15 protein-coding genes are annotated in these 13795 nt (G+C 33.4%); 6 read left to right on the forward strand and 9 right to left on the reverse strand.

Annotated features, from left to right (window positions below; translation table 11 throughout):
• Positions 1 to 39: 39 nt before the first annotated feature.
• From prsA to DYE31_RS05440, 4 genes are all read right to left on the reverse strand, one after another.
• The gene (prsA, locus tag DYE31_RS05425) at positions 40 to 1032 is read right to left on the reverse strand and encodes a peptidylprolyl isomerase PrsA (protein WP_015900660.1); all 993 of its coding nucleotides are present in this window, start codon (positions 1030 to 1032) and stop codon (positions 40 to 42) included.
• Positions 1033 to 1239: 207 nt separating this feature from the next.
• Positions 1240 to 1806 carry a DUF3267 domain-containing protein gene (locus tag DYE31_RS05430; protein ID WP_015900659.1) on the reverse strand — a complete coding sequence of 189 codons (567 nt, stop codon included), beginning with the start codon at positions 1804 to 1806 and terminating at the stop codon, positions 1240 to 1242.
• Between the two features lie 229 nt (positions 1807 to 2035).
• Entirely contained in the window at positions 2036 to 2512 is a 477-nt protein-coding gene (locus DYE31_RS05435) for a hypothetical protein (protein ID WP_015900658.1), read from the reverse strand.
• A gap of 69 nt (positions 2513 to 2581) precedes the next feature.
• Positions 2582 to 3007 carry an HIT family protein gene (locus DYE31_RS05440; RefSeq protein WP_015900657.1) on the reverse strand — a complete coding sequence of 142 codons (426 nt, stop codon included), beginning with the start codon at positions 3005 to 3007 and terminating at the stop codon, positions 2582 to 2584.
• A 136-nt stretch (positions 3008 to 3143) separates the two neighbouring features.
• Between DYE31_RS05440 and ecsA the strand changes: the two genes are divergently transcribed.
• Complete coding sequence (gene ecsA, locus DYE31_RS05445; protein ID WP_015900656.1) at positions 3144 to 3881, forward strand: ABC transporter ATP-binding protein EcsA; 738 nt, start codon at positions 3144 to 3146, stop codon at positions 3879 to 3881.
• Complete coding sequence (gene ecsB / locus DYE31_RS05450) at positions 3878 to 5104, forward strand: ABC transporter permease EcsB (protein ID WP_015900655.1); 1227 nt, start codon at positions 3878 to 3880, stop codon at positions 5102 to 5104. Before ecsA ends, ecsB begins: the two co-directional genes overlap by 4 nt.
• A gap of 61 nt (positions 5105 to 5165) precedes the next feature.
• Here the strand turns inward: ecsB and DYE31_RS05455 are convergent, their stop codons facing one another.
• On the reverse strand, positions 5166 to 5669 hold the full coding sequence (locus DYE31_RS05455) for a hypothetical protein (protein WP_015900654.1): 504 nt from the start codon (positions 5667 to 5669) through the stop codon (positions 5166 to 5168).
• A 281-nt stretch (positions 5670 to 5950) separates the two neighbouring features.
• Between DYE31_RS05455 and hemE the strand changes: the two genes are divergently transcribed.
• The 4 genes from hemE to DYE31_RS05475 all read left to right on the forward strand — a co-directional run bounded on the left by hemE (position 5951) and on the right by DYE31_RS05475 (position 10172).
• Positions 5951 to 7015 (forward strand): uroporphyrinogen decarboxylase, encoded by a 1065-nt coding sequence (gene hemE, locus DYE31_RS05460; RefSeq protein ID WP_115314369.1) that lies wholly within the window; start codon positions 5951 to 5953, stop codon positions 7013 to 7015.
• Positions 7016 to 7045: 30 nt separating this feature from the next.
• A complete protein-coding gene (hemH, locus tag DYE31_RS05465; protein ID WP_015900652.1) occupies positions 7046 to 8002 on the forward strand; it encodes a ferrochelatase in 957 nt (318 codons plus the stop codon).
• The gene (gene hemY, locus DYE31_RS05470; RefSeq protein WP_015900651.1) at positions 7995 to 9395 is read left to right on the forward strand and encodes a protoporphyrinogen oxidase; all 1401 of its coding nucleotides are present in this window, start codon (positions 7995 to 7997) and stop codon (positions 9393 to 9395) included. Before hemH ends, hemY begins: the two co-directional genes overlap by 8 nt.
• A gap of 219 nt (positions 9396 to 9614) precedes the next feature.
• Positions 9615 to 10172: an RBBP9/YdeN family alpha/beta hydrolase gene (locus DYE31_RS05475; RefSeq protein WP_015900650.1), complete on the forward strand. Its 558-nt coding sequence runs from the start codon at positions 9615 to 9617 to the stop codon at positions 10170 to 10172.
• 68 nt (positions 10173 to 10240) lie between these two features.
• Here DYE31_RS05475 and nadA read toward each other — a convergent pair whose 3' ends face one another.
• From nadA to DYE31_RS05490, 4 genes are read right to left on the reverse strand one after another with little or no spacing between them, the layout of a single operon-like run.
• Positions 10241 to 11341 (reverse strand): quinolinate synthase NadA, encoded by a 1101-nt coding sequence (gene nadA / locus DYE31_RS05480; RefSeq protein WP_015900649.1) that lies wholly within the window; start codon positions 11339 to 11341, stop codon positions 10241 to 10243.
• Positions 11341 to 12174, reverse strand: coding sequence for a carboxylating nicotinate-nucleotide diphosphorylase (gene nadC, locus DYE31_RS05485; RefSeq protein ID WP_015900648.1), 834 nt, complete (start codon positions 12172 to 12174; stop codon positions 11341 to 11343). Before nadC ends, nadA begins: the two co-directional genes overlap by 1 nt.
• Positions 12125 to 12358 carry a hypothetical protein gene (locus DYE31_RS12990; protein ID WP_253718839.1) on the reverse strand — a complete coding sequence of 78 codons (234 nt, stop codon included), beginning with the start codon at positions 12356 to 12358 and terminating at the stop codon, positions 12125 to 12127. Before DYE31_RS12990 ends, nadC begins: the two co-directional genes overlap by 50 nt.
• The gene (locus DYE31_RS05490; protein WP_015900647.1) at positions 12355 to 13698 is read right to left on the reverse strand and encodes an L-aspartate oxidase; all 1344 of its coding nucleotides are present in this window, start codon (positions 13696 to 13698) and stop codon (positions 12355 to 12357) included. Before DYE31_RS05490 ends, DYE31_RS12990 begins: the two co-directional genes overlap by 4 nt.
• Positions 13699 to 13795 lie beyond the last annotated feature (97 nt).

The following is a 13795-nucleotide window of genomic DNA, read 5'->3' on the forward strand; positions in this document are numbered from 1 at the left end:
TATGATTGGAATTCAGGTTTTTTTGTACTTTAATACTTATTAAGGAGTGGAGATACCTTCACCAGAACTTTCGCTGCTAAAACTGCCTTCAGCTCCTCCTTGAGATTGTTGTTTTAATTTGTCTGCATTTAAGATCGAATCGTCAACTGCTTTTTTAATATCTCTATCTTTAAAGTCGACTTTATATTCTTTAAGTAAATCTTTGTATGCATCTACTAAAATTTGAGGATCTTTTTGTACTTTATTTTGGATAATTTGAGATTTCAATTTACTACGTTCAGAAGAGAAATCAGTTGGTTTATCTGCCTTGATGATATGGTAGCCATAATCTGTTTTGACTACATCAGAAATTTGACTGTCTTTCAATTTAAATAATTCTTTATCAAATGGTTTAACCATTTGGCCTTTGATTACATAACCTAAGCTGCCGTCTTTCTTAGCACTTGCTTTGTCCATTGATTCTTTTTTGGCAATTTCACCAAATTTATCAGGATTTTTTTCAACTTCTTTATGGATTTCTTCAGCTTTTTTCTTCGCTTCTTTATCACTTAAGCCTTCTTTATCTTTATCATCTGATTTAACTTTGATTAAGATATGAGATGCTTTTTTAGTGTCATCTTTCAGCTCTTTATCAGAAACTTTCACTTTATCCATTAATAATTGTTTTTGATATGCCTGAAGTTTCTTTTGTTCTTTATAATCATTAAGTGACATGCCTTGTTGTTTCAAGGCACTCTCAAATTGATCTTTACCGCCATACTGCTTTTGTTCATCTTTAATTTGCTGGTCGATATCTTTTGTATCTACTTTATCAGAGTATTTCTTCTCTAATAGTTTTCCAAGTAAAATCTCAAAAGAGCTATTCGCTATTTGATCATTACCAATTTTTTTCATGACATCTTCAACTTTAACGTCTCCGGCTTTAGAAGAAATTAAGACATCTTCTTTTGAGTCAGTTGCATGATTTCCACATGCGCCAAGTAAAACAGCGCTTGCTGTTACAGGAATCATAATCTTCTTAAATGATTTCATCTCTAAACTCCTTTATTAAAATATAACAATGTTAATATACCATATTATCAACCCTACACAAATTAATCTTATACATACTACGACCAAAGTACTATGAAAAGAAGAGGTAGAAGTAATAATTAAACTAAATATGGCTTTCAAATAATAGTTAAATTTATTTACCGAAATTAAAAAAGAGACCCGACATGAGTCGAATCTCTAAATTGATTAATTGAAATGTCTGTCTGTTGGATGATCATATTTATTTAAAATATTAAATCCAGTACAGTGTTCTTCAATATATTTACCTTCATTTGAGAACAAAATAAGTTTCAAATACATCAAATCCATTACTGAAAAACCAGCATTTAAGGCAAGCAAGAACATGAAATAATGACCATATTCCGGAAAAGCTTGACCAAGATATATACAAGCTGCGGTAATTACAACTAATGGCGTGATAAGACAAAGGCAAAAATAATATTTATTAATTGGGTTGTTGATGTACAAATTATATATTGGTATCCAAGCACGTTTAGATAAACGTTTCTTCTTAATATGTTTATAGTAGGGTGCTAGGATGATTAAATGAATTAATTTATGAATTGGATAAAGTAACAGAGCTGCAATTACAAATAAGAAAAAGTGTTGATCTGTTATTTGTTTATCCGAAAAATAAATCATAATTTCATAACTGATTAAAAATGTAATAATTGTAGTAACAATCGCCATAAAAATAATACGCGGTAATCCGAATCTTGTATTGATATCGATTCGGCGAGCACATAAAAACATAACGATACCTCCTCACAAAAGTAATATAAAAAGGGTTTTTATTTACCGTTCTTATAACATACCTACGTATTATCTATCTTTAAGTGAAAAGAGTCAAGAGTTTAATTTGTAATTTTATGTAAAAGATTAAATGGTTTAAATTAAAGAAAGTGAAAGGGGAGATTTTTAGGGGATTTAATTAAAAAATCCGACCAAAATCACAGTGGATTTGGTCGAATTAAATACAGTTTTATTTAGTTTCAGCTTTGTCAGCTTCATTTGAACTTGCTTCGCTAGCTGCAGGTGACTGCTGGTGGTGAATTGTTTCTTGTTTACCATATCCTATAGCAGTTGTTTTAGGGTTGTATGGTGTTATATTTCTTTTAGATGGGCTTTTTGTAGGTTCTTGCATCACTTCAGAAATAACTTCACCACGTTTTTGCAAGTCTTCGATATTTTCTTGAATATGATTAATATTCGGTTTAATATCTTTCATAAAGTCACTAATCAAAGTTTTAACTTCATCAACAATTGTTTTAACTTGTTTTGATTCAACTTTGATTTGATTAAAATAATTAGAAAGGTTGTTTGTTGCTTGTTTTAATTCACGAGTACTGTTATCAAATTCAGTTTGACTCACTTTTGACTCGTTTTTATTAAAAGCAGTGACAGCAAGTCCAGCAGCAGTTCCAGCAGCTAACCCGGCCAATACGCGTATTACTCTCATAAGTTATTCTCCTTAATTAATTTGATGTTCAAAATTGATATAGTTAGATATTACCCTTTTTTAGGTTAATCATTCAAATTGCGCTTGAATCTGTTGGGCAATTTCAGCTTTTTTATCATCATCAATTTCTTCTTCATGTGTAATCCATTTATAACCAAAACCATCGATATCATCTTTGTATCTTGGTAAGAAGTGGAAGTGTAAATGGAATACAGATTGATCTGCATATTCACCATTATTTTGAATGATATTTAAACCATCTGGATTGAACGCTTTTTTAATGGCATTCGCAACTTTAGGTAATGCTGCACCAATATGTTTCATTGTTTCAGGATCTGTTTCGAAAATATTAGGTGATGGCTTTTTAGGAACTAGTAATGTGTGTCCCTTTGTCACTTGTGAAATATCTAAAAATGCATAAACATACTCATCTTCATAAACTTTGAAACTTGGAATTTCGCCATCAATGATTTTGCTGAAAATCGTTTTTGACATCACAATTCACTCCTTAATTTTTATACTTATTTTTAATTATAGCATTCAAATAGAACAAGAGTCATGCAGTGGGGTAAAACTTTAGGGTTTTTCAAAGACTTTTTGGTACAATAAAAAACAGTTGGAGGTTACAAATATGACTGTAAAAGTAGAACACCTAACAGGCGGATATGGTAAAAAGCCTGTCATCAAAGATATTAACTTCGAATTAAAAAATGGAGAAATAGTAGGGCTCATTGGTTTAAATGGAGCCGGAAAAAGTACCACGATTAAACATATGCTAGGTTTGTTAACGCCTAGTTCTGGTGAACTCTCTATATCAGGAACAAATATTAAAGATAACATTGAAGAATATCGACATAAATTATCCTATATTCCGGAAGCGCCGGTTATTTATGAAGAACTAACGTTGCAAGAACATATTGATATGACAGCTATGGCTTATGGAATTGATAAAAATACTGCAATGGAACGTGCAAACCCGCTTCTCAAAACGTTCCGCTTAGAAAATGAACTTCAAATCTTTCCGAGCCATTTTTCTAAAGGCATGAAACAAAAGGTAATGATTATCTGTGCATTTATCGTTAATCCAGAACTTTATATCATAGATGAACCATTCTTAGGTTTAGACCCGCTCGGTATTCAGTCTATGTTAGATTTAATGGTCGAAAAGAAAAATGAAGGTAGAACTGTATTAATGAGTACGCATATTTTAGCAACAGCTGAGCGCTACTGTGATCGTTTTATTATCTTAGACGAAGGAAAAATTGCAGCATTCGGCAACTTAGATGAATTACGTGAACAAACTGGATTGCATGGCAAAACATTAGATGATATCTACATCCATGTCACACGAGGTGGGCAACAAGTATGACAGATCATCGTGCGATTGCATTATTTAATCAAAGACGTCAGGCAATCAGTAAAGAAAAAGCGTATTATAATAAGTTTATTTTTAATGGGCATTTTTCAATATTCCTATTAATTTTACTTGGCGCATTCATGATGGGGTATAATAATTGGCTCAAACATATTCCAGAAGGAATACCATATGCACTTTTTGCAAGTATGGCTGTTGCTGCCATTTCTTTATTCCCACTGCGTACACTATTAAAAGAAGCGGACCGTTTATTTTTATTACCATTTGAACGGCATATGTCGATTTATATGAGATATAGTTTGATTTATAGCTATCTGGGCAGAATTTTGATGCAAGTTGCAGCTTTGGTCATTTTGTTTCCATTATTTAATACATTAGACCACAACAACATTGTTTATTATATTGTGTTCGCTGTAACAGCACTTATTTTTCCATATCTTGGTTTATATGCAAAACTTGAATGGATACAAGCTAGATTATCTGGATGGAGCATTCTTTTAATAGAATGGGTTTGTTTTACATTAACTTATGAACTCATTTTAGGACTACATCAATTATGGGGCGTTTTATTATTAGTTGTATTTATGGCAGGTATTTTAGTATTGAAACGTTCAAATCAGAAAAAATTGTTTGCGTGGGAGACATTAATAGCAATTGAAGCCCAGCATCATATGAATTACTACAAATTCGTTAATATGTTTACTGACGTGAAACATTTACGTTCTCAAGCAGTACGCCGACGTTACTTAGACTTTATACTACCGAGACCAAGTGATAAAAATTATAATGCCGAGCATATGTATTTATTCTTATTTAAGCGCAGTTTCTTAAGAGGTAAAGATGCATTCAATATCATTTTAAGATTAGTGATTATCGCATTGATATTGATGATATGGTTATCGCAAATGTGGATTTCACTGATTGTCGGTGCATTATTTATGTATATTATTTTATTACAAACTGCACAATTTTATACCCAACAAGCATACGGGTTATGGCCGCAAGTATGGCCTGTACCTGAAGAGAATGTGATTAAAGGGTATGGACACTTTTTATATCACATCATGGTTGCAATTGGGCTTATATTATCAATCACATATGTCATTTTATTCCCAGCACAATTTTATGCAGCGATTGTATTCTTTATCGTAGGTTGGTTGACAATCAGAAATATTGTGAAGAAACTTAAATATCAGGAAACATTATTACGTGATTAACATAAAACAACGCCAAATTAACATAAAAGTTAATTGGCGTTGTTTTTAGTTAACTACAGCATTACTTATCATCAACGGGGTAGAGGTAACGTTCAAAGTAACTTGAATGTTGGCCACTAGAACCGAAGAATTGAGATAATGCAGATTTTGAAAAGTTTTCTTGATAAATAGAAGACTCTTTGAAATCTTCATAAGCTTGGCGTTCTGAGAAACCGAAATAAATTTTGTAAGTTGTCCCTTTATCCGGTTTTAAGAAACGATAGCATTTAAAGCCTGGGAACTTATCAAAATCTAATGTTAATCCCATTAATCGTTTTTCTAATTGATACGCATGGTTTTCTGCTGTAGGAATAAATACTACTGCGAAGAAACCATCTTCTTCTAATTCATTAACAGTTGAAAGAATTTCATAAGTAAGCGGTTCTTTTAACGCGCTCGGCATATCTGTTTCTTCAAAAATTAATGATGTATCTTTTGCTGAATATAAATATAAGTGGTGGTCTGGGTTGTTAAGTCTGATTTGGTTGAGGTATCCGAAAGTACCATATGATGCATAAAATTTCATGGTAAATTCCCCCTTTTCTCTTAATTATACGATGTAATAATACGATTTGCTAGCTATATAATTGTGCTAGTAAGTTTATTATATCTTAATAAATCGACTAAGTGGTATTAAAACACAAAAATAGGCTACAGATTTACTGAGTATGTTGAATGAGACTCTACTTAAAGTATGTCATAATATAAGTTGGATTTAAAAAGTTAGGTCATCTTACTATGTCATTTTTATGACATTTAAAAGGTTTAAAATACGCATATTCTAGTGATATGCTATGATAGATTAGAATGATTTTATTGTGGGAGGATACTGAGGTGCATAGTAAAAATAATACAATTTTAAAAATGATTAAGGGAGAAGAGGTAACGCATACACCCGTATGGTTCATGCGTCAGGCTGGAAGATCACAGCCGGAATACCGCGCCTTAAAAGAGAAATATTCGTTATTTGAAATTACACATCAACCTGAATTATGTGCCTATGTTACACATTTGCCTGTTGATAACTATCAAACTGATGCAGCTATTTTATATAAAGATATTATGACACCCCTCAAACCAATAGGGGTAGATGTTGAAATCAAATCAGGTATAGGTCCTGTAATCAGTAATACAATTAAAACAGTACAAGATGTTGAAAAGTTAGGTCAGATTGACCCTAAACGCGACGTGCCTTACGTATTAGATACAATTAAACTGTTAACAGAAGAAAAGTTGAATGTACCATTAATTGGATTTGTAGGTGCACCATTTACATTAGCAAGCTATATGATTGAAGGTGGACCATCTAAAAATTATCATTTCACAAAAGCGATGATGTTTAGAGATGAAGCAACTTGGTTTGCTTTAATGGATCATTTAGTAGATATGTCTATTACTTATGCAAGTGCACAGATTGAAGCAGGTGCAGAGCTGATTCAAATCTTTGATTCTTGGATTGGTGCTTTAAATGCAGTTGATTTCAATTATTATATTAAACCATCAATGGAACGTTTGATTAAAGGAATAAAAGCACAGCACGATGTTCCTATTATATTATTCGGTGTAAATGCAACGCATCTTATTGAAGAATGGAATAATTTACCGATTGATGTTTTAGGCATTGATTGGCGCACAACGATAAAAGAAACATCAGATTCTGGTGTAGCAAAGACGATTCAAGGGAACTTAGACCCTTCATTATTACTAGCACCATGGGATGTAATACAACCAAGATTAGATAAGATATTAGATGAAGGTATGCAGCATGGAAAACATATCTTTAATTTAGGACACGGTGTTTTCCCTGAAGTGAATCCGGATACGTTGAAACAAATTACAGCATATGTTCATGATTATACGAAAAGAAAGTAAGAAAATAGATTGGTAAAGGAAGGGTTTAGAATGACTAAAACAGTTGGTCTATTAGTGATGGCTTATGGAACGCCATATAAAGAAAGTGATATAGAGGCGTACTATACAGATATACGTCACGGTAAAAAACCTTCACCAGAAGAAGTGCAAGATTTAAAAGATCGTTATAAATTTATCGGTGGTATCTCACCACTTGCAAAAATTACAGATGAGCAAGCCGAAGCATTAAAAGATAATTTAAATTTAATGTATAAAGATAAGGACATAGAATTTAAATTATATGTTGGTCTGAAACATATACATCCTTATATTGAAGATGCGTTAAAACAAATGAATGAAGATGGTATTGAAGAAGCAGTTACAATTGTACTTGCACCTCATTTTTCTAATTTTTCCGTTGGTTCATATGATAAAAGAGCGGATGAAGAAGCAGAAAAATATGGTATCCGTTTAATGCATGTTAAAAGCTTTTATCAACAACCTAAATTTATTCAATACTGGGTTAAGCAAATTAATAAAACATTATCTGATATACCAGAAGAAGAACAAGATGACACTGTTCTCGTGGTATCAGCACATAGTTTGCCTGAGAAAATGATTGTTGAATCTCATGATCCATATCCGCATCAATTAGCAGATACTAAAAATTTACTTGAAGAATTGTCTAATGTTAAACATGCAGCACAAGGATGGCAATCTGAAGGCAATACAGGTACACCATGGTTAGGACCAGATGTACAAGACTTAACACGCACGTTGTACCAAGAACATGGATATAAGCATTTTATTTACACACCAGTCGGATTCGTATGTAATCACCTAGAAGTACTTTATGATAACGATCATGAGTGTAAGGTAGTTTGTGATGAAATCGGTGCAGAATATCATCGTCCACCAATGCCGAATACAGATCCTTTATTTATCGGTGCCATGGCTGATGAAGTTTATTCAGTTTTTTCAGTGAAAGAAGTGGGGCAGCATGACTAAAAAAATTGCAATTATCGGAGCAGGCATTACAGGTTTATCAGCGGCATATTATTTAAAAAAAGAATATCCGCAATTTGATGCTCATGTTATTGAAGCAACAAACCGTGCTGGCGGTAAAATTCAAACGTATCGCAAAGATGGCTATACAATCGAATTGGGTCCGGAATCTTATTTGGGCAGAAAAAAAATCATGACTGAATTAGCGGAAGAAATCGGTTTAGGTGATGATTTAATTACGAATCAAACTGGTCAATCATATATATATGCGAACAATCATTTATATCCTATTCCAGGCGGTTCAATTATGGGTATACCTACAGATGTTAAACCTTTTATCAGTACAAAACTGATTTCTGTTAAAGGTAAGATTCGTGCAGCAATGGATTTATTTAAAAAACCAGTAGCTATGCAAGATGGTGATATTTCTGTAGGACACTTTTTCAGAGAACGTCTTGGCGATGAAGTGCTGGAAAATTTAATTGAACCTTTAATGGGTGGAATTTATGGTACCAATATTGATGATTTGAGTTTAATGAGTACTTTTCCTAATTTCAAAGAACGTGAAGAACAATACAATAGTTTAATTAAAGGTATGCGTCATGAGAAGCAATTACGACAAAGTCAGAAAAAACTCTATCCTGGTGCGCCTAAAGGTCAGTTTAAACAATTCAGACATGGTTTAAGTTCATTTATTGAAGCGCTCGAACAAGCTGTAAAAAATCAAGGTACTGAAATCTTATATAACACTAAAGTAGAAGATATTATCAGTTCGCAACGTGGCTATGATGTTGTTTACAATGGTGAAAAGCATTTTTATGACGGTGTATTAGTGACAGTTCCGCACCAAACATTTATGCAATGGTTCAGTGAAGATCCGGCATTAGATTATTTTAAAACAATGGATAGTACTTCAGTTGCAACTGTTGTATTAGCTTTTGATGAAAAAGATGTTGAAAACACTTATGATGGTACTGGCTTTGTCATAGCAAGAACGTCTGATACACGTATTACTGCATGTACATGGACAAGTAAAAAATGGCCATTTACGACACCGGAAGGCAAGGTGTTGTTGCGCGCTTATGTAGGTAAGCCTGGTGATCATATCTTAGAAGAAATGAATGATGAACAAATCGTTTCTACTGTGAGAAAAGATTTGAGCCAAATGATGACAATTAAAGGTAATCCTGAATTTTCTATTGTAAATAGATTACCTAAAAGTATGCCGCAATATCATGTAGGCCACATTCAGCGTATTCGTGATATTCAAGCACATATTCGTCAAACCTATCCTCATTTAAGAATAACAGGAGCAGGGTTTGAAGCGGTTGGTTTGCCTGATTGTATCCAGCAAGGTAAAGATGCAGTTGAAGAATTAGCTGCTACCGTGAAATAAAATAAATACAATCTGTGAATATTTTATTAATGGTATTGACCTTTGAAGGTTATAAGAATAATCTATGTCTATTAGAAATACAAATGCGTATTAAATATAACATCTTATAACAAAACAAATGACAATAAAAGAAATGACCTGAAGACAGGTTCTTTGTAGAGATGCAACAAGATGAACCTCAAATTTCAGGTCTTTTTCTATTGAGTGAGGGTGAGTGTTATGACTAAAATTATTTTGATTCATGGTCAAGGAGCCAATGCACATTCCAATTGGTATGAATGGTTAGAACAATCATTGAATTTAGAAGGTTATGATATGGACATTTGTGATATTGAACATTCAACACCTGTTAATATCGATGAATGGTTGGAACAATTAAATGAACAAATTCAAATCGAGAAACATGATACGTATTTTGTCACTCATGGTTTCGGTACATTAGCAGGGTTGAAGTATCTTGATATTCATACTGAAAATCGCATTGAGGGCTTTTTCAGTATCGCTGGTTTTGGTCCTGATGCAAAAGATATCGACAAAGATCTCCAAGTGGATAATGTTACTTTAGATTATGAAAGCTTACGAGAGAGAATTGATTATTTTTATGGCTTATGTTCTACAGATGATCCATACGTGCCATATAAAGATACAGAAGCATTGATAGATAAATTAGGCGGTAAAAGCCGTGTGATTAAAAATGGAGGCCATTTTACTACTGATGATGGCTATGATACGTTTTTAGCTTTAAAAAATAATATGATGAAGAAAATGTCAAAATAATAAAATGACATGCCTGAGCGGGCATGTCATTTTTAATGTGGATTAAATTATTGTGTTTAATATACTTATTAAGTGATGCTTAACATACGGTCTAAGCTTTCTTTTGCATATTTCGCAGTTTCTGCATCAACTTTAATGATGTTGTCTTTGTTGCCATCTAATATTTTATCTAAACACCATGCAAGGTGCGGTAAATCGATACGATTCATTGTTAAACAAGAACACATAAGCGGGTTGAGAGAATCAATTGTAATGTCTGTATATGTTTCTTTTAATCGATTGACTAGATTCATTTCTGTTCCGATTAACCAACGTGAACCTTTAGGTGCGTTTTTAATTGTTTCAATAATATAACGTGTTGAACCCGCGTAATCTGCAGCTTGAACAACTTCAAATTCACATTCTGGGTGAACAATAACATTAATTTCTGGGTCTCGTTCACGTGCCATATCAATATGTGCTTTATGGAATTTTTCATGTACAGAACAATGACCTTTCCACAAAACAATACGCAAGTCTTCTAAATCACCTTCATAAATCAACTCTTTCGCTATTGGATCCCATACTGCCATTTGTTCTAGTGGAATGCCTAAATCATAAGCTGTATTGCGACCTAAATGCTGGTCAGGTAAGAATAAAATGACTTTGCCTTGGTTTAAAGCCCAATCTACGACAGATTTAGCATTACCACTTGTGACACATGAACCGCCGTGTTCTCCTACAAATTTTTTAATAGCTGCTGTTGAATTGACATATGTTAAAGGTAATATATCTAAATGAAATTTTTCTGTAAGAACGTCATAACCATGCAGAGCTTGTGTGATATTAGCCATATCGGCCATTGAACAGCCCGCAGATAAATCTGGTAAATATATATCTTGGCTGTCATCAGTTAAGATGTCTGCAGTCTCTGCCATAAAATGAACGCCGTTAAATACAAAGTATTCCGCTTCAGTATTTTCTTTACAGATTCTTGCTAATTCCAAAGAATCTCCTGTAATATCAGCAAACTGTACAACTTCATTTTTTTGATAATGATGTGTCGGCATAAATAAACGATTGCCTAATTGATCTTTAATTGCTTGAATATGATTTTCTAATTCTTCTTGTGACATTTGTAAATATTTTTCAGGAATTGATTTTGATACAGATAATATTGGATTAAACATCAGATCACAACCTTTGCAGAAATATCGAGCGCACTTTGCGCATAAAATAGGGAACCCATTGAAATAAAATCAACACCAGTTTCAGCATAAGCTACAACATTTGAAGCATTAATATTTCCAGATGCTTCAGTTTGAATCGTATTCGGAACTAAATTTAAATGCTCAGCAATCCATTCTGGTTTTTGATTATCGAACATTATAATATCTACTTGATTTTCAATCGCTGTTTTCAGCATTTCTTCATTTTCTATTTCAACTTCAATTTTATCCATTGGTCCAATGACTTTTTTGGCATTAGCAATTGCAGTTTCCATAGATTGGCTAAAAGCAATGTGATTATCTTTTAGCATCAAACCATCATTTAAAGAACGTCTGTGGTTTAAACCACCGCCAACTGTCACTGCAAACTTTTCGAAAATACCTAAACCTGGTGTAGTTTTTCTAGTATCTACAATATTCGTTGAGGTATGAGAAATTTTGTCTACAATCTGTCTTGTTTGTGTTGCGATGCCTGACATGCGTTGAATCAAGTTTAATACAATACGTTCCATCGTTAATAATACATATACAGGACCTTTAATTTCAGTGATAATATCACCAGGATATACAGCTTCTCCATCTTTTACTTTTAGATTAATCACAACATTTGAATCGAGTAGGGGAAATGCTTCTTTTATAATCACTTCACCACAAAAAATGCCCTCATCTTTAGATTTTAATGTAAGCGTACCTTCTTGTGTCTGATCAAAGATGTGTGTTGCCAAGTCTCCATATTGGTTATCCTCAATGTAAAATTGAGTGATTTTCTCTCTGACGAGTAACGGGTTTAACATTTTCACTGCCTCCTGAATTCAGTTCTACCTTTAAATTTTGCCAATTTGAATTTTGCATTGGATAATCTGTTCTATAATGCACACCTCTAGATTCCTCTCGTGCAATAGCAGATGCACAAATTATCTGAAGTGTTTTAACAACGCAATAGCGCTGCCAATTTAATTGAGTGATTTGTTCAGTCAATGGGCTGCTTGAGAGTACATGTTGAATTGTTTCAGCATATTTTTCATTTGCTTGCCATTTCTTTCAACACCTAAAATATCAAAGCTTTGCTGTTGTATTTGATGTATCGTTTCTTCTGAAACATCTGGTATTTTAAATCCTGCATGAAAATGAGAGGAATCTATGTGTTTAATGTCAGTATTCACTGTATTAGCACATTTCGCTCCCATGACCAGGCCTTCTAATAAAGAATTGCTCGCTAGGCGGTTTGCACCATGAAAATTTGTACAAGCTACTTCACCAATTGCATAAACATTTTTTAAATTTGTTTTGCCGTTTATTTCACTTTGAATACCTCCGACAGTATAATGTGCTCCAGGTGTTACTGGAATACGCTGTTTTTTAAGCGCATCCGGATAATGTTTTTGTACAGCCGCATAAATCGTAGGAAAGCGTTGTTCAAAATGAGAAATTGAGCTGATATCTAAAAAGCAATCATGTCCTTGCATTTGTTGGTGGTATAAGGCTCTGCTTGTAATATCTCTCGGCGCCAAACTTTTCATAGGGTGTATAGCATCCATAAAACGGACATTTAATTCATTGACTAAAATTGCACCTGCACCTCTTACTGCTTCAGAAACTAAACTATAAGCTTCGTAAGGCTTACCTAATAAAGTAGGGTGGAATTGAATCATTTCCATACTTTCTAGAGGCAGATGATGGTGTAATGCTATGACTGGACCAGATGTTAAAGTATGTGGAATGTTAGAATGTGTTGGAAACACATTGTTAATACCGCCTGTTGCTAAAATGACTGCATCTCCTTCAATGGTATGCAATTCATCATCATTTCCAAGTGTTAAAACACCGCACACTTCATTATCGGTATTTTTTATCAAATCGATAACTTCAGTTTCTTCCATAATTGTGAGGTGTGGATGAGATAAGTGTGCAACCATATGCTTAGCGATGTATTTTCCGGTTTGATCACCGCCAGCATGTAATATTCTTGGTTTAGAGTGTGCGCCTTCCATCGCATAATCTAATTCGTTGTTTGCTGTGTTAGTATCAAAAGGGAGACCTTCATCTATTAATTGCTGAATTAATGGATAGCTTTCGGTGATGACGTTTTGAATGACTTTCAAATTTCCCATTTTTGAACCAGCTTCATATGTATCTAAACTATGTGCTAGGCCGTCATCTTGTTCGTTCATTGAAAAACAGATTCCACCTTGGGCAAAATTACTGTTGTTTTCTGAGAGTTTTTCTTTAGTTATACAAATGACTTCAATTTCGTGCTTAATGTGACGAATGAATGAAAGTGCAGCAATACCACTTCCAACGACTATAACCCGTGTCATGTTTACACCTCTATTTACAATAATATATACAAATATGTTAACATGAATGTATGCAATGATTTTGTCATATAATCAAGATAAATGTAAGTGGGGGAAG

Origin of the sequence: Staphylococcus carnosus (assembly GCF_900458435.1) — a bacterium.
GTDB lineage: Bacteria > Bacillota > Bacilli > Staphylococcales > Staphylococcaceae > Staphylococcus > Staphylococcus carnosus.